The organism is Delftia sp. WSY_22, from assembly GCF_043104185.1.
Classification (GTDB): domain Bacteria; phylum Pseudomonadota; class Gammaproteobacteria; order Burkholderiales; family Burkholderiaceae_C; genus Comamonas; species Comamonas tsuruhatensis.
In genome coordinates, this window is the sequence record NZ_JBICKN010000044.1 from 1 (window position 1) to 14,957 (window position 14,957).

The window sequence follows — 14,957 nt, forward strand, 5'->3', positions numbered from 1 at the left end:
GGGAGATGTCAGTGGCCCGCTGCGCGCTCGAACAGCGTGCGGGCCAGTTCGCGGTGGCGGGTCAGCACGCGCGGCAGGTCGGCCGTGAGCAGGTGGCCGTCACGCACCACGACGCGGCCGTTGATGACGCTGGTGGACACATCGGTGGGCGTGCAGAACACCAGCGCGGCCACGGGGTCATGGCCCGCGCCCGCGTAACCCACGCCCGACATGTCGAAGGCCACGAAGTCGGCCGACATGCCCGGCGCCAGCGCGCCGATGTCGTCGCGCCCCAGCACGCGCGCGCCGCCCAGCGTGGCGATCTCCAGCGCCTCGCGCGCGCCCATGGCGGCAGGGCCGTGGCCCACGCGCTGCAGCAGCAAGGCCTGGCGCGCCTCGCCCAGCATGTGGGCGCCGTCGTTGGAGGCGCTGCCGTCCACGCCCAGGCCCACGGGCACGCCCGCATCGCGCATGGTGCGCACGGGTGCGATGCCCGAGGCCAGGCGCATGTTGGAGCAGGGGCAATGCGCCACGCCCGTGCCCGTGCGCGCGAACAGCGCAATGCCCTCGGCATCGAGCTTGACGCAGTGGGCATGCCAGACATCGGGACCGACCCAGCCCAGGCTTTCGGCGTACTGCGCGGGGGTGAGGCCGAATTTCTCGCGCGAGAAGGCGACGTCGTTGTCGTTCTCGGCCAGGTGGGTGTGCAGCGACACGCCGTGCGCACGCGCCAGCACGGCGGACTCGCGCATCAGCTCGCGCGTCACCGAGAACGGCGAGCACGGCGCCAGCACCACGCGCAGCATGGAGTGGCGTGCGCTGTCGTGGTACTGCTGGATCAGGCGCAGGCTGTCGCGCAGGATGGCTTCCTCTTCCTCCACCACCGCGTCAGGCGGCAGACCGCCCTTGCTACGGCCCAGGCTCATGGAGCCGCGCGCCGCATGAAAGCGCATGCCCATCTGCTGCGCCGCGGCGATGGAGTCATCCAGCCGAGCGCCATTCGGATACAGGTACAGGTGGTCGCTGGTGGTGGTGCAGCCCGACAGCATCAGCTCGGCCATGGCGGTCTGGGTGGAGACGTGGATCATCTCCGGCGTGAGGTGCGACCACAGCATGTACAGGTTGGTCAGCCACGAGAACAGCTCCGCATCCTGCGCGGCAGGCACGGCGCGCGTGAGGCTCTGGTACATGTGGTGGTGCGTATTGACCAGGCCCGGCATCACCACGCGGCCGCGCATGTCCAGCACCTGGGCCGTGCCGTCGTCCACCATGCGGCGGTACTGCGGCGGCAGATCGGCCGTGGCGCCCACCCATTGCACGGCCGGGCCGTCGGCCACCAGGGCGCCGTCGCGGATCTCGCGGCGCTGCGCATCCATGGTGACGAGTACATCGGCGTTCAGTGCGATCAAGGTCATGGCGTTCTCTTCTTCGAAATGGAAAAGCCGCCAGTCTAGGAAGGACAAGCCATTGCCGATAGCGCTGAATTCCGCCCGATGTGTCCACAAAAAGTGGACAAGTGCCTAAGACTCACCGCCCCCCGGCAAACAGCCTTGCCAGCGCCTGGCCGATGGACTGGGCCATCAGCTCGCCCGCCGCGCTCAACTGCCCCCTGGCCCGGCCGGTCAGCACCAGCGTCTGCCGCCGCAGATGCGCATCGCGCAAAGGCACGAAGACCAGGGCATTGCGGCTGCGCTCCTCCATCACGTCCAGCGGATTGAGCAGGGCGATGCCCTCGCCCAGCATGACCAGGCGCTGGATCAGCGCCATGGAGGTGGACTCGGCCACGGGCGTGACCTCGATGGCGTTGCGCGCAAAGGCTTCGTCCAGCAGGCTGCGGATGGACAGCGGCGGCGCGGGCAGGATGAGCGGATGGCCTATGCACTCGCTGAGCAGCACCGACGATTGACGTGCCAGCGCATGCCGGGGCGGCACGATGGCGCCGATCTGCCATTCGCTGATGGCCAGCGCGCGCAGCGCGGGGCGTTCGGACAGGTCGTAGGCCAGGCCCAGGTCGGCGTCGCCGCCTTCCACGGCAGCCGCGATGTCGCTCAGGGGCAGGTCGATGATGCGCACCACGATGCCCGGGTGGCGCTGGCGGAATTCATGCACCAGCGAGGGCAGCAGCGAGCCGGCCAGCCCCGTGGTCGCGGCCACGGTGATCTCGCCGCTGCGCGCGCCCTGCAGTTCGGCAATGCGCTCGCGCAGCGCCGCATGCTCGCGCAGCGTGGCGCGCACATGGGCCAGCACCATCTCGCCCGTCGGGGTGAGGCGCAGGCGCTTGTGGATGCGCTCGAACAGGGGCGTGCCCAGCTCGGCCTCCAGGTCGAGGATCTGGCGGTTGACGGCCGTGGGGGCCACGTGCAGATGTTCGGCCGCCTTGCGGATGGAACCGCGGCGGACTACTTCGTCGAGATAGCGCAGGACTCTGGCGTGCATGGCGCGAGCGTAGCGGGGTTTGCCGGGCCGCGCTTTGCAGCGCCCGGCGGCGCAGGCTCAGCGGGCCGTGCCCGGGCGCTCGGCGCGCAGCGTGCGGCTGAGCATGATCACGGGGATCAGGCCCACCAGCACCAGGGCCAGCGACGGCAGGGCGGCCTCGCCCAGGCGTTCGTCGCGCGCGAGCTGGTAGGCCACGACGGCCAGGGTGTCGCTGTTGAAGGGGCGCAGCACCATGGTGGCGGGAAGCTCCTTCATCACATCGACGAAGACCAGCAGCGCCGCCGCTGCCGTGGAGCGCCTGAGCAGCGGCCAGTGCACGCGCGACAGCACGCCCCAGGCGCCCGTGCCCAGCATGCGGGCCGAGTCGTCCAGGCTGGGCGCGATGCGCGCATAGCCGCTTTGCATTGACTGCAGGGCCACGGCGCAAAAGCGCACCAGGTAGGCCCAGACAATGCCCACGGCGGTGGCCGTGACCAGGCCGGCAAAACCCCATTCGGGCCGCACCTGCTGCACCCAGCCCACGGGCAGCAGCAGGCCGACGACGACCACGGCGCCCGGCACCGCATAGCCCAGGCTGGCCAGTTGCACCACGCCGCGCGTGACGGCCGACTCCTTGTGGCGGCGCACGGCAAACGCCAGGGCCACGGCGATGATGACGGCCAGCACCGAGGTGATGGCGCCCAGGCGCACGCTGTTGAGCGCCCAGTCGAGGAAGCGGTCCCAGGGCAGCACCGACCAGTCGGCCGCCAGCGGGCGCAGCATGAAGAACACGGGCGCCACAAAGCCCATGAGCACAGGCAGCAGGCACACCAGCCAGGCCAGCGCGCAGCGCCAGCCGCGCAGGCGCAGCGGCTGCGCCTCGGCCGAGCCGGCACGGCCCGCGCCGCCGGTGACGAAGCGCATGCGCCGCTGCGCGCGCAGCTCCAGCTGCAGCAGCAGCACCACCAGCACCAGCAGGAAGGTGGCCAGCTGCGCGGCGGCAATGCGGTTGTCCATGGACAGCCAGGCCTTGTAGATGCCCGTGGTGAAGGTCTGTATGCCGAAATAGCTGACCACGCCGAAGTCGGCCAGCGTCTCCATCACCACCAGGGCCACGCCAGCGGCCACGGCCGGGCGCGCCAGCGGCAGCGCCACAGACCAGATGCGCCGCGACAGCGGCGCACCCATCAGGCGCGCGGCCTCCATCAGGTGCGCGGCGCGCTCGCCCAGCGCGGTGCGCGCCAGCAGGTAGACATACGGGTAGAGCGAGAAGATGAAGACCCAGACCGCGCCGCCGAGGCTGCGCACCTCGGGCAGGAGCCGGCCTTCCAGGCCATAGGTGTCGCGCAGCCAAGTCTGCAGCGGGCCGCTGAACTGCAGGAAGTCGGTATAGGCATAGGCAGTGACATAGGCCGGCATGGCCAGCGGCAGCAACAGCAGCCATTCGAGCTGGCGCCGGCCGCGGAAGTCGAACAGCGTCACGGCCGCCGCCGTGCCCGTGCCCACGATGGCCGCGCCCAGCGCCACCAGCAGGCCCAGCCAGACCGTGGTCCACAGATAGCCGGGCAGCACGGTGGCCGCCATCTCGCGCAGGATGGAGCCGGCCAGGGCATCGCCCTGCCCCAGAGGCAGCCAGGAGCCGAGCACGGCCAGCACGGGCAGCATCAGCACCAGGGCCAGCAGGAGCAGGGGAAGGGAGCGGAGTACGGACGACAGACGGCGCAAAGCGGAGGTCTCGGCTAGAGGATGAGGGGGAGGATCTGGCTGCCGGGCTATGGAACGGGCCGGGATCCGCGGCAGCCACCGGCCTGTGGGCCGAGGTGCCGCCGAGACCGGACGTGCCTGCGGGCTGCTGGAGTCGGCGGGTTCCGGGCATGCCCCTGGTCCGCCAATGCAAATGCGAATTCTATTCATTTGCGCGGTTCTACAATCGCCGCATGTTTTTGACCGTCTCCCAACTCGAGGTGCGCTACCCGGGCCGCGACAGGCCTGCCGTTCAGGGCGTCACGCTGAATCTGGCCGCTGGCGACATCGGCGTGCTCATCGGCCCCTCGGGCTGCGGCAAGACCACGCTGCTGCGTGCCGTGGCGGGCCTGGAGCCCGTGAGCGGCGGCGAGATCCGCATCGACGGCCAGCTCGTGGGCAGCGCGGATTTCTCGCTCCCTCCCGAGCAGCGGCGCATCGGCATGGTGTTCCAGGACTATGCGCTGTTCCCCCATCTGAACGTGGGCCGCAACGTGGCCTTCGGCATCCACCATCTGCCCAAGGCGCGCCAGGCCGAGCGCGTGGCCGAGGTGCTGGAGCTGGTGGGCCTGGCCGGCAGTGCAGGAAGGTTTCCGCACGAGCTGTCAGGCGGCCAGCAGCAGCGCGTGGCGCTGGCCCGCGCGCTGGCGCCCAGCCCGCAGCTGATGCTGCTGGACGAGCCGTTTTCCAACCTCGACGTGGACCTGCGCGAGCGCCTGGCGCATGAGGTGCGCGGCATCCTCAAGGCCGCAGGCGCCACGGCCCTGTTCGTCACGCACGACCAGCTGGAGGCGTTTGCCATCGGCGACATGATCGGCGTGGTCCACCAGGGGCAGCTGCAGCAGTGGGACGACGCCTATTCGCTGTACCACCGGCCGGCCACGCGCTTCGTGGCGGACTTCATCGGCCACGGCGTCTTCGTGCCGGCCACGCTGGCCCACAGCGGTGCCGGCGGCGTGGTGGCGCGCACGGCGCTGGGCGATCTGGTCGATCCGGCCACCTGCCCGCTGCCTGCGCAGTTTGCGGACGGCGAGTGCGATGTGCTGCTGCGCGCCGACGATGTGGTGCACGACGATGCCTCGCCCGTGCAGGCGCGCATCCTGCGCAAGGCGTTTCGCGGCTCGGAGTTCCTCTACACGCTGGAGCTGGCCAGCGGCCACAGTGTGCTGGCCCATGTGCCCAGCCACCACGACCATGCGGTGGGCGAGTGGGTGGGCATACGGCTGGACATGAATCACGTGGTCGCCTTCCCGCGAGAGAGACAGGGCACTGCGCAGACCGCAGCGGCCTGAGCAGGCGGCCGCCGCCGCGCCGTCCAGGCCTTTGTCATCCGACGGTCATGGGTGAAACCCAGAATCTGTCACATCTTGTGACAATTCAAGGCCACCCATGTTTGCTCTGGACCCCTCCTCCACGCAGCACGCTGCATCTGCTCCGACACCGGTTCCGGCGCTTGCCCCTGCGCCCGCCGCGCCACGCCTGCTGGCCCGCGCAGGCCAGCTCAGCCAGCCCACGGCGCCGATTCCCCCCGACACCAGCAACGAGGACGTGCATCGGCTGTTCAGCGAGCAGCCCCTGCTCGAAACCCTGGCCGTGGTGGCCGACGACCGGCCGCTGGGCCTGATCAACCGCCAGCGCTTCATGGAGCAGTACGCGCGGCCCTTTGCGCGCGACGTGTTCGGCCGCCGCAGCTGCCTGGTATTCACCGACACCGCGCCCATGGTGGTGGCGGCCGGCCTGCCCATCGACCAGCTGGTGCAGCAGGCGCTGGCCAGCGGCAGCCGCGTGCTCAAGGACGGCTTCATCACCGTCGAGGAAGGCCGCTATGCAGGCATAGGCACGGGCCACGCGCTGATGGCCGCCATGTCAGACATCGAGGCCGACAAGACGCGCCAGCTCATGGCCAGCATCGACTACGCCAGCCTGATCCAGCGCTCGCACCTGGTCGAGTCCGACCGCGTGCTGGCCAGCCAGCTGGCCGACCACGGCCTGCTGTGGGAGCCGCGCGACGTGGTGGGCGGCGATGCGTATTTCTTCCGCGCCACACCGCAGGGCCTGCTGGGCTGCATGTTTGACTGCACGGGCCACGGCGTGCCGGGCGCCTTCATGACGCTGATTGCCCTGTCCTTCCTCGAACAGGCCGTGGCGCCTGCAGGTCTCGGCACTGGCACTGGCACTGGCACTGGCACTGGCACTGGCACTGGCACTGGCACTGGCACTGGCACTGGCACCGGCACCAGCACCGGCACCGGCGCCGCCATCGACCCCGGCGCCCTGCTGGGCCAGATGAACCGCTACATCAAGCGCGTGCTGCAGCAGCGCACCCGCGACGCCCAGCCGGCCTGGGGCGCACCAGCGGCCCCCGCCGACGGCCTGCCTGCGGAGAAGACCTCCAGCGATGGCCTGGACGCCGCGCTGTTCCTGCAGTCGCCCTGCGGCACGCAACTGCGCTTTGCATCGGCCCGGCTGGACCTGCTGGTGGCGCCGCCCGGCGTGCAGGAGGCGGCCCAGGTGCAGATCCATGCCGGCGACAAGCTGGGCATAGGCTATGCGACCACGCCCGACGACGCGGCCTGGAGCACGCAGGTGCTGGAGGTCGCGCCTGGCTCGCTGCTGATGGTGGCCACCGATGGCGTCATCGACCAGTTGGGTGGGCCGCGCCAGATCGCCCACGGCAGAAAGCGCCTGGCGCGCTTCCTGCACGAGCAGCAGGACCGCCCCGCCGCCCAGGCCTGCGCCGAATTCCGGCAGGCCTTTGCCCAGTGGCAGGGCACGCAGCGCCGTCGCGACGATGTCTCGCTGCTGGTGTGGCGCAACCAGGCCCTGCAGTCATGAGCCCGGCCGAATTCGCTCAGCTGCGCGCCCAGGCCGAGCACAACGGCCTGCTGCTGTACTACGCGGGCACCTTCAACCCCCACGTGATCCAGGCGGCGGCCGACACGCTCAAGAGCCGCCTGGCCAGCGAGGACGGATCGAGCAGCGCCAAGCGCAAGCTGTTTTCCACCTTCATCGAGATGGCGCAGAACGTGCTGCACTACGCAGCGCCCCTGCCTGCGGCCGACACCGGCCCCCGCCAGGCGCTCAGCGCGCCCGTGCCACAGGGCGCCATCGGCGTGGGCCGTATCGATGCGCAGACCTGTGCCCAAGAGGCAGGGCCCGATCAGGCGCCTGCCCGCTTCTGGATCGCCTGCAGCAATGCCGTGCGCAGCGAGCATGTGCCGCGCCTGGCCGCCAAGCTGGATGCCGTGCGCGCCATGAGCCACCCCGAGATCAAGGCCGCCTACAAGGCCCAACTGCACAACACGGACCACGGCACCAGCGACGACATCAGCCGGGGCGCGGGCCTGGGCTGGCTGACCATTGCGCGCGATGCCTCGGCACCGCTGCAGTACCACATCGCCACGGGAGAGGACGCCGCCGAGACCGCGCCCCATGCCGTATTCCACGTCAAGGCGCTGATCTGAACGCCGGGCGTCCTTCAACGAACCGACCTGCCGCCATGCAAGCATTGAAATCCGAACGCACCTCCGTCACGCCCGAAGTGGTCTTCTCGCCGGCCGAGCAGCTTCTGCGCATCGAAGGCGAGTGCTATCCCGAAAACCCCCTGCCCTTCTTCAACCCCATCCTGTCCATGCTGGGCCGGTATTTCGAGGCCAGCCAGCCTCCTCGCTTCGTGGCCGAGATGAAGCTGCAGTACATCAACAGCGCCTCCACCATGGGCCTGCGCTCGCTGTTCGCGCTGCTGGACCAGGCCGGGCAAAAGGGCACGGACATCCGCGTGGTCTGGGCCTTTGACGAGGAGGACGACGCCATCGAGGAACTGGGCGCCGACCTGGTGGAGGACTTCGCCAACCTGGTGCTGGAGCGACAGCCCTACAGCAACTGAGGGCAGGCCTGCTCCGCCCTGGCCTTCAGGCCAGCGGCTTGCCCATGAGCACCGTGGTCAGGCCGCAGTCCCATTCCTCGTCGGGATAGGTGTCCAGCGTGGCATATCCCTGCGCCGTGTAAAAGCCCAGGGCCTGGGTGTTGAAGCTGTCGGTCTCCAGCCGCACCTGCGCGTGGCCGTCGGCGCGCATGGCCTGCTCCGCGTGGGCCAGCAGCGCACGGCCCACGCCGCGCCCCTGCCAGGCCGGCAGCACATGCAGGGCGCCGATGAAGTCATCCACGCGGTCCACGAAGCCGGCCACCACGCCATCGCACTCGGCCACCCAGAACAGGTGGCCGCGCGACTGCACGTACTGCGCGGTGCGGCCCGAGGCGCGGAACCGCGCATCCTTGTCCGCCGTCAGTTGCGGCTTCCAGGTGCTCTCGTAGGTGGCCCAGAGCACGGCGTTCAGGGCGGGAAGGTCATCGGGCCGCGAGGGCCGAAGCGAGAAGGTGTCTGTCATGTCGCTGGCAAGGTTCAGGCCTGGCGCAGCCGGTCCACCTCGGCATGCAGGTCCTGGGCCCAGACGCGGCGGTCGCGGCCATCGGCCGTCTGCGGCTGGCCATAGTGGACGGCGGCGACCAGGTCGTCGGCACACAGCGTGCGCCAGATGGAGCCCAGCAGGGTTTCGTCGCCCTCGTAGCTGGGCGCGTGGCTGATCTGCCCGGTGGCGCCGTCGATGAAGCGCAGGCCCACGGGCAGCACGGGCGCACCGATCTGCACGGCCGCCTGCAGCAAATTGGCATGGAAGGGCAGCAGCTTGCGGCCATCGCCCGTCGTGCCTTCCGGGAAGATGGCCAGGATCTCGCGGCGCTGCAGGGATTCCTCCATGCTCTGCACCATGCGCCGCGCATCGCGGCGCGAGGTGCGCTCGATGTACAGCGTGCCCGCCGCCGTGGCCAGCGTGCCGATCAGCGGCCAGCCCTTGACGTCGGACTTGGAGATGAAGCGGCAATGCCGCGCCGCATGCAGCACGGGAATGTCGAGCCAGGAAATATGGTTGCTGACCATGAGCATGGGGCCCTGGCTCGGCGGCTCGCCCTGGATCTCCAGGCGCACGCCCGCATGGGCCAGCAACTGCAGGGCCCAGGCCTGCACATGGGCGTGCTGGCGCTCCTCGGGCAGCTGCGGAAAGCGCAGGGCCACGATCCACAGCCCCTTGCACACATGGCCGAACAGGCGCGCTGCGCGCAGCGTGGCGCGCCCTCCCCTGCGCAGACGGCTCATGTTCAGCGGCGTTCGTAAGCGATATGGCCGTCGACCAGCGTGCAGCGCACGCGGGCCGGCAGTTCGTAGCCGCCGAAGGGCGTGCTCTTGCCCTGGCTGGCCAGCTCCTGGGGCTTGACCGTCCAGGCCGCCTGCGGATCGACGATGCACAGGTCGGCCACGCCGCCCTCGGCCAGCCGGCCCAGCTGCCCCTGCAGCTCGCCCAGAGACGAGCCCAGCACCTGCACGGGCGATGCCGTGATGGCGGCCAGGGCACGGTTCAAAGGCACGCCACCGTCCTGCGACCACTTGACGGCCAGCGACAGCAGCAGCTCCACGCCCGTGGCGCCGGGCTCGGCCTCGGCAAAGGGCAGGACCTTGGCATCCTCATCGACGGGCGTGTGGTCGGAGACCAGGGCGTCGATGGTGCCATCGGCCAGCGCGGCAGACAGCGCATCGCGGTCGCGTTGCTGGCGCAGCGGCGGCGTGACGCGGGCGCTGCTGTCGAAGTAGCCGATATCGGTATCGGTCAGGTGCAGCGAGTTGATGGACACGTCGGCCGTGACCTGCAGGCCTTCGGCCTTGGCACGGCGCACCAGTTCCACGCCTGCGGCGCTGGACAGGCGGCACAGGTGCACGCGCGCCTGGGTGCCGCGCATCAGCTCGAAGATGGTGTGCAGGGCAATCGTCTCGGCCGCCACGGGCACGCCGGACAGGCCCATGCGCGTGGCCAGCGGGCCGCTGGCGGCCACGCCCTTGCCCAGGTACAGCTCCTGCGGGCGCAGCCACACGGTGTAGCCGTAGGTGGCCGCATACGCCAGGGCACGCTGCAGGGTCTGGGTGCTGGTCATGGGCACCTCGGCCTGGCCGAAGCCGATGCAGCCGGACTCGGTCAGCTCGGCCATCTCGGTCAGCACCTCGCCCTTGAGGCCCAGCGTCAGCGCGCCCAGCGGGAACAGGCGCGACTGGTGCAGCTTCTCGGCGCGGAACTTGAGCATCTCCACCAGGCCCTGCTCGTCGAGCACGGGATCGGTATCAGGCGGGCAGACCAGGCTGGTCACGCCACCGGCCACCGAGGCGGCCATCTCGGACTGCAGCATGCCTTCGTGCTCGTGGCCGGGCTCGCGCAGGCGCACGGCCAGATCGACCAGGCCCGGCAGCACCCAGCAGCCGGCCGCATCGATCTCGCGTTCTGCGGCAAATCCCTCGGGCGCCTTGCCGATGGCCAGCACCTTGCCGCCATCGATGGCCACGTCGGCCTGCTGGTCCAGGCCCCGTGCCGGGTCCATCACTCGGCCGTTGCGGATGAGTATCTTCATGGTTTGCTACCCCGTAGACCGCAGGCGGCGCATGGGCTGCGGCCTGCGGCGATCAAAAACATTTGCATTCACAAAAAGCGCCTGGACTCAGTCCAGGACACCGGGCATGGAAAAAGCATGGCCCATCTCAGGGACGCCGAGCAAAGGCCGCCCTGCAGCGAGGGCGTCGCCGGCTGCCCGTACGCCCCCCTCCCGCGTAGCGAGAGAGGGGGAAGCGACGCAGTCGCTCAGGGGGTGCTTCATTTCAAGCCTCGTTGCCGGCGACGATGGACATGACGGCCATGCGGACCGCGATGCCGAAGGACACCTGCGACAGGATCACGGCCTGCGGGCCATCGACCACTTCGGAGTCGATCTCCACGCCGCGGTTGATGGGTCCCGGGTGCATGACGATGGCGTCCGGCTTGGCCAGGCGCAGCTTCTCGGCCGTGAGGCCGAAGCTCTTGAAGTATTCCTGGCTGGACGGCAGCAGGGCGCCGCTCATGCGCTCGTTCTGCAGGCGCAGCATGATGATCACGTCGCAGTCCCGGATGCCCTCTTCCAGCGTGTGGAAGACGCGCACGCCCATCTGCGCCAGGTCCGGCGGCACCAGCGTGCGCGGGCCGACGACGCGCACTTCGGCCGCGCCCAGCGTGGTCAGCGCATGGATGTCGGAACGGGCCACCCGCGAGTGCAGCACATCGCCCACGATGGCCACGCGCAGGTTGGCGAAGTCCTTCTTGTAGTGGCGGATGGTGTACATGTCCAGCAGCCCCTGCGTGGGGTGGGCGTGGCGGCCGTCGCCGGCATTGACCACGTGGACATGGGGCGCCACATGCTGGGCGATGAGGTAGGGCGCACCCGACTCGCTGTGGCGCACGACGAAGATGTCGGCGGCCATGGCCGAGAGGTTGGCGATGGTGTCCAGCAGCGACTCGCCCTTGCTGGCCGAGCTGCGCGCGATGTCCAGGTTGAACACGTCGGCCGACAGGCGCTTGGCCGCGATCTCGAACGTGGTGCGCGTGCGCGTGCTGTTCTCGAAGAACAGGTTGAACACGCTCTTGCCGCGCAGCAGCGGCACCTTCTTGACCTCGCGGTCATTGACGCTGACGAAGTTGGCCGCCGTGTCCAGGATGTGGGTCAGGATGTCCTTGGACAGTCCTTCGGTGGACAGCAGGTGGATCAGTTCGCCGTTCTTGTTGAGCTGGGGATTGCGCTTGTACAGCACGGTCAGGCCTCTTGGATGCGGAATTGGAAGACGCCGGCGTCATCGCGCGCCAGCGACAGCAGGCGGTCGGCCGGCAGCGCGATGCGCGCGGCGGCGAAGTCGGCCTGGAAGGGCAGCTCGCGCCCGCCCCGGTCCACCAGCACCGCCAGGCGCACGCAGGCCGGGCGGCCGTAGTCATAGAGTTCGTTGAGCACGGCACGCACGGTGCGGCCGGTGTAGAGCACGTCGTCCAGCACCAGGATGTCGGCGCCGTTGACGTCAAAGTCGATCTGCGTCTGGGCGCTGGTGGCCATGCCGCGCTGCGCGAAGTCGTCGCGGTGCAGGGCCGAGGACAGCACGCTGGGGTTGCCGGGCAGGTTCAGGTCCTTGTGCAGCCGCTCCACCAGCCAGGCGCCGCCCGAGGTGATGCCGGCCAGGCGGGTTTCAGGCCCCATGAGGCTGCGCACGCCGCGCAGCAGTTCGCGGTACAGGGCCTCGGCGTCCAGCACCAGGCTGCCGGCTCCCGCAATGGATTCACTCATGGAAGACTCCTCAAAAACTGTTCAAGAATGATGCAGGCCGAGGCCGCATCGGCATCCCTTGCGCCACCGGCCAGGGCCTCGGTGGTGCTGTAGCGCTCGTCCACCTCGTAGACAGGCAGGCCGAAGCGGCTCTTGAGCTGGCGGCCGAATTTCTTCGCCCGCGCCGTGTTCTCGTGCGCGTTGCCGTCGGGGTGGTAGGGCACGCCGATGACCAGCGCATCGGGCTGCCACTCCTTGATGCGCTCGCCGGCCTGGGCCAGGCGGGCCTCGCCGGCCTCGGCGCGGATGGTGGGCAGCGGGTTGGCCGAGCGCAGCATGCGCGTGCCCACGGCGCAGCCCGTGCGCTTGGCCCCGAAATCGAAGGCCACGAAACTCTGGAAATGGGAGGGAACGGTGGGCGGCACGGCCGTGCCGGCTGCCGCTGCTGCCTGGGACTCGGGAGCGGGCAGGCTCATGCGCGCCCCGCTTCGGGCGAGATCATCCAGCGCTGCAGGCCCAGCAGGCCCAGGGCGCGGTCATAGCGGTCGTCGACCGGGGTATCGAAGATGACGTTGGCGTCGGCGCCCACCGTGAGCCAGGCGTTTTCGGCCAGCTCCGACTCCAGCTGGCCCTCGCCCCAGGAGGCATAGCCCAGGGTGACCAGCAGGCGCTTGGGGCCTGCGCCGTCGGACAGGGCTTCGAGCACGTCCTTGGAGGTGGTCATCTCCAGGCCGCCGGGAATGGTCATGGTCGAGGCGTAGGCGGACTCGTCGTCGGGCGCGCCTTCGATCACCATGGGATCGTGCAGCACGAAGCCGCGATCGGTCTGTACGGGCCCGCCGTTGAAGACGCGGTTGCCGCGAAGGTCCTCGCGGCCCAGGGCCAGATCCACCTTTTCCAGCAGGCCTTCCAGCGTAAGCTGCGAGGGCTTGTTGATAATCAGACCGAGCGCACCGCGCTCGCTGTGTTCGCACAGGTAGATCACACTGCGCGAGAACGCTTCGTCTTCCAGGCCAGGCATGGCAATCAGGAAGTGGTGCGTCAGATTGATAGGCGCAGTTTCAGCAGACATAACGACGGATTTTACCGGCGATCCATGCCACCTTCTTACCCTGTGGGCTTGGTCTGGCTGCGGCGCGACCTGCGCCTGTCCGACCATGCCGCCCTCTACCATGCGCTGCGCCAGTGCCGGCAGGTGCATTGCGTGTTCATCTTCGACGACGACATCCTCGCCCCCCTGCCCCGTGCCGACCGGCGCGTGGAGTTCATCTGCCAGAGCCTGGCGGGCCTGGACGAGGCGCTGCGCGAGGCCTCGGGCCGCGCCGACACCGGCCTCATCGTGCGCCGCGGCCGGCCCGCTGAGCAGATCCCGGCCCTGGCCCGGCAGCTCGGCGCCCAGGCCGTGTTCTGCAACTGGGACGACGAGCCCGACGCACTGGCCCGCGACGCCCGCGTGCGCCAGGCCCTCGCCGCCGAGGGCCTGGCCCTGCACAGCTTCAAGGACCACATGGTCTTTGCGCGCGACGAGGTGCTGACCCAGGCCGGCGCGCCGTTCTCGGTGTTCACCCCGTACAAGAACGCCTGGCTGCGCCAGGTCACGCCCTTCTTCCTGTCCGCCTATCCCAGCGAGCGCGACCTGCCCGAGCGCCTGGCCCCGCGCCCCGAAGGCGAGCGCCGCCCCGTGCCCACCGCAGCCGACCTGGGCTTTGAGGCCGGCACGCTGGACGGCCTGCGCCTGCCCACGGGCTGCGCTGGCGCCGAGGAGCTGCTGGCCGACTTCCTGCCGCGCCTGCCGCGCTACAGGCAGGCGCGCGACTTTCCCGCCGTCAAGGGCCCCAGCTACCTGAGCGTGCACCTGCGCTTCGGCACGGTCTCCATCCGCCGCCTGGCAAGGCTGGCTTGGGAGCAGACGCAGCAGCAGCCGCACGACAGCGAGGGAGCCGCCACCTGGCTGTCCGAGCTGGTCTGGCGCGACTTCTATTTCCAGATCCTGGCCCACCATCCGCACGTGGTGCACGCCAGCTTCAAGCCCGCCTACGACGCCATCGTGTGGGATACCGGCCCCGAGGCCGATGCGCTGTACGCCGCCTGGTGCGAGGGCCGCACCGGCTATCCGCTGGTCGATGCCGCCATGCGCCAGCTCAACACCACGGGCTACATGCACAACCGGCTGCGCATGGTGGCGGCCAGCTTCCTGGTCAAGGATCTGGGCATAGACTGGCGCCGGGGCGAGGCCTGGTTTGCGCGCCAGCTCAACGACTTCGACCTGGCGGCCAACAACGGCGGCTGGCAGTGGGCGGCCTCCACGGGCTGCGACGCCCAGCCCTGGTTCCGCATCTTCAACCCGATCACGCAAAGCCAGAAGTTCGATGCCGACGCGCGCTTCATCGAGCGCTACGTGCCCGAGCTGGCCCGCCTGCCCGCCGCGCTGCGCCACGCGCCCTGGCAGGCCCGGCCGCTGGAGCTGGCCGAGGCCGGCGTGGTGCTGGGCACGGACTACCCCCATCCCGTGGTGGACCACGCAGCCGCGCGCGAGCGCACGCTGGCCCGCTACGGCGTGGTCAAGCAGGCCGGCTGAAGGAAGCCGGTGCAAAGACACCGGAGCCAAGAAAAAGGAGCAGCGCTGGCTGCTCCTTCTTTGCGGGGCGAGGGCTGGCCGCCGA

At 69.8% G+C, this 14,957-nt stretch carries 15 protein-coding genes; 5 read left to right on the top strand and 10 right to left on the bottom strand.

Annotated features, from left to right (window positions below):
• Positions 1-8 precede the first annotated feature (8 nt).
• The 3 genes from ACF8NF_RS21035 to ACF8NF_RS21045 form a co-directional block, all read right to left on the bottom strand.
• Positions 9-1,394: an 8-oxoguanine deaminase gene (locus ACF8NF_RS21035; RefSeq protein WP_013804017.1), complete on the bottom strand. Its 1,386-nt coding sequence runs from the start codon at positions 1,392-1,394 to the stop codon at positions 9-11.
• 112 nt (positions 1,395-1,506) lie between these two features.
• Positions 1,507-2,415, bottom strand: a complete 909-nt coding sequence (locus ACF8NF_RS21040; RefSeq protein WP_016447921.1) for a LysR family transcriptional regulator — start codon at positions 2,413-2,415, stop codon at positions 1,507-1,509.
• A gap of 57 nt (positions 2,416-2,472) precedes the next feature.
• Entirely contained in the window at positions 2,473-4,119 is a 1,647-nt protein-coding gene (locus tag ACF8NF_RS21045; protein ID WP_017405431.1) for an ABC transporter permease subunit, read from the bottom strand.
• A 212-nt stretch (positions 4,120-4,331) separates the two neighbouring features.
• On the opposite strand from ACF8NF_RS21045, the gene ACF8NF_RS21050 reads away from it, so the two are divergent.
• From ACF8NF_RS21050 to ACF8NF_RS21065, 4 genes are all read left to right on the top strand, one after another.
• Positions 4,332-5,429 (top strand): ABC transporter ATP-binding protein, encoded by a 1,098-nt coding sequence (locus tag ACF8NF_RS21050; RefSeq protein ID WP_034347786.1) that lies wholly within the window; start codon positions 4,332-4,334, stop codon positions 5,427-5,429.
• Positions 5,430-5,526: 97 nt separating this feature from the next.
• Positions 5,527-6,972 (top strand): SpoIIE family protein phosphatase, encoded by a 1,446-nt coding sequence (locus tag ACF8NF_RS21055; RefSeq protein WP_392451219.1) that lies wholly within the window; start codon positions 5,527-5,529, stop codon positions 6,970-6,972.
• Positions 6,969-7,601, top strand: coding sequence for a DUF6272 family protein (locus ACF8NF_RS21060; protein WP_016447925.1), 633 nt, complete (start codon positions 6,969-6,971; stop codon positions 7,599-7,601). Before ACF8NF_RS21055 ends, ACF8NF_RS21060 begins: the two co-directional genes overlap by 4 nt.
• A 35-nt stretch (positions 7,602-7,636) precedes the next feature.
• Positions 7,637-8,023, top strand: coding sequence for a DUF1987 domain-containing protein (locus tag ACF8NF_RS21065; RefSeq protein ID WP_016447926.1), 387 nt, complete (start codon positions 7,637-7,639; stop codon positions 8,021-8,023).
• 25 nt (positions 8,024-8,048) lie between these two features.
• Here ACF8NF_RS21065 and ACF8NF_RS21070 read toward each other — a convergent pair whose 3' ends face one another.
• The 7 genes from ACF8NF_RS21070 to ACF8NF_RS21100 all read right to left on the bottom strand — a co-directional run bounded on the left by ACF8NF_RS21070 (position 8,049) and on the right by ACF8NF_RS21100 (position 13,366).
• The gene (locus ACF8NF_RS21070; RefSeq protein WP_288898665.1) at positions 8,049-8,525 is read right to left on the bottom strand and encodes a GNAT family N-acetyltransferase; all 477 of its coding nucleotides are present in this window, start codon (positions 8,523-8,525) and stop codon (positions 8,049-8,051) included.
• Between the two features lie 14 nt (positions 8,526-8,539).
• Positions 8,540-9,289 carry a 1-acyl-sn-glycerol-3-phosphate acyltransferase gene (locus ACF8NF_RS21075; protein ID WP_016447928.1) on the bottom strand — a complete coding sequence of 250 codons (750 nt, stop codon included), beginning with the start codon at positions 9,287-9,289 and terminating at the stop codon, positions 8,540-8,542.
• Positions 9,290-9,291: 2 nt separating this feature from the next.
• A complete protein-coding gene (locus tag ACF8NF_RS21080; RefSeq protein ID WP_016447929.1) occupies positions 9,292-10,587 on the bottom strand; it encodes a dihydroorotase in 1,296 nt (431 codons plus the stop codon).
• A gap of 244 nt (positions 10,588-10,831) precedes the next feature.
• Positions 10,832-11,794, bottom strand: a complete 963-nt coding sequence (locus ACF8NF_RS21085; RefSeq protein ID WP_012203510.1) for an aspartate carbamoyltransferase catalytic subunit — start codon at positions 11,792-11,794, stop codon at positions 10,832-10,834.
• A gap of 2 nt (positions 11,795-11,796) precedes the next feature.
• Entirely contained in the window at positions 11,797-12,315 is a 519-nt protein-coding gene (gene pyrR, locus ACF8NF_RS21090) for a bifunctional pyr operon transcriptional regulator/uracil phosphoribosyltransferase PyrR (RefSeq protein WP_013804027.1), read from the bottom strand.
• Positions 12,312-12,770, bottom strand: a complete 459-nt coding sequence (ruvX, locus tag ACF8NF_RS21095) for a Holliday junction resolvase RuvX (RefSeq protein WP_012203508.1) — start codon at positions 12,768-12,770, stop codon at positions 12,312-12,314. The genes pyrR and ruvX overlap by 4 nt, the downstream gene beginning before the upstream one ends.
• Positions 12,767-13,366 carry a YqgE/AlgH family protein gene (locus tag ACF8NF_RS21100; RefSeq protein WP_012203507.1) on the bottom strand — a complete coding sequence of 200 codons (600 nt, stop codon included), beginning with the start codon at positions 13,364-13,366 and terminating at the stop codon, positions 12,767-12,769. The genes ruvX and ACF8NF_RS21100 overlap by 4 nt, the downstream gene beginning before the upstream one ends.
• Positions 13,367-13,390: 24 nt before the next feature.
• On the opposite strand from ACF8NF_RS21100, the gene ACF8NF_RS21105 reads away from it, so the two are divergent.
• Positions 13,391-14,872, top strand: a complete 1,482-nt coding sequence (locus ACF8NF_RS21105) for a deoxyribodipyrimidine photo-lyase (RefSeq protein WP_277849435.1) — start codon at positions 13,391-13,393, stop codon at positions 14,870-14,872.
• Positions 14,873-14,957: the final 85 nt, after the last annotated feature.

Coding starts and splice junctions, on each gene's coding strand:
- ruvX (WP_012203508.1), bottom strand. CDS start 12,770: ATGAGCCTGCCCGCTCCCGAGTCCCAGGCAGCAGCGGCAGCCGGCACG.
- ACF8NF_RS21100 (WP_012203507.1), bottom strand. CDS start 13,366: ATGTCTGCTGAAACTGCGCCTATCAATCTGACGCACCACTTCCTGATT.
- ACF8NF_RS21080 (WP_016447929.1), bottom strand. CDS start 10,587: ATGAAGATACTCATCCGCAACGGCCGAGTGATGGACCCGGCACGGGGC.
- ACF8NF_RS21060 (WP_016447925.1), top strand. CDS start 6,969: ATGAGCCCGGCCGAATTCGCTCAGCTGCGCGCCCAGGCCGAGCACAAC.
- ACF8NF_RS21050 (WP_034347786.1), top strand. CDS start 4,332: ATGTTTTTGACCGTCTCCCAACTCGAGGTGCGCTACCCGGGCCGCGAC.
- ACF8NF_RS21105 (WP_277849435.1), top strand. CDS start 13,391: ATGCCACCTTCTTACCCTGTGGGCTTGGTCTGGCTGCGGCGCGACCTG.
- ACF8NF_RS21035 (WP_013804017.1), bottom strand. CDS start 1,394: ATGACCTTGATCGCACTGAACGCCGATGTACTCGTCACCATGGATGCG.
- pyrR (WP_013804027.1), bottom strand. CDS start 12,315: ATGAGTGAATCCATTGCGGGAGCCGGCAGCCTGGTGCTGGACGCCGAG.
- ACF8NF_RS21070 (WP_288898665.1), bottom strand. CDS start 8,525: ATGACAGACACCTTCTCGCTTCGGCCCTCGCGGCCCGATGACCTTCCC.
- ACF8NF_RS21040 (WP_016447921.1), bottom strand. CDS start 2,415: ATGCACGCCAGAGTCCTGCGCTATCTCGACGAAGTAGTCCGCCGCGGT.
- ACF8NF_RS21075 (WP_016447928.1), bottom strand. CDS start 9,289: ATGAGCCGTCTGCGCAGGGGAGGGCGCGCCACGCTGCGCGCAGCGCGC.
- ACF8NF_RS21055 (WP_392451219.1), top strand. CDS start 5,527: ATGTTTGCTCTGGACCCCTCCTCCACGCAGCACGCTGCATCTGCTCCG.
- ACF8NF_RS21065 (WP_016447926.1), top strand. CDS start 7,637: ATGCAAGCATTGAAATCCGAACGCACCTCCGTCACGCCCGAAGTGGTC.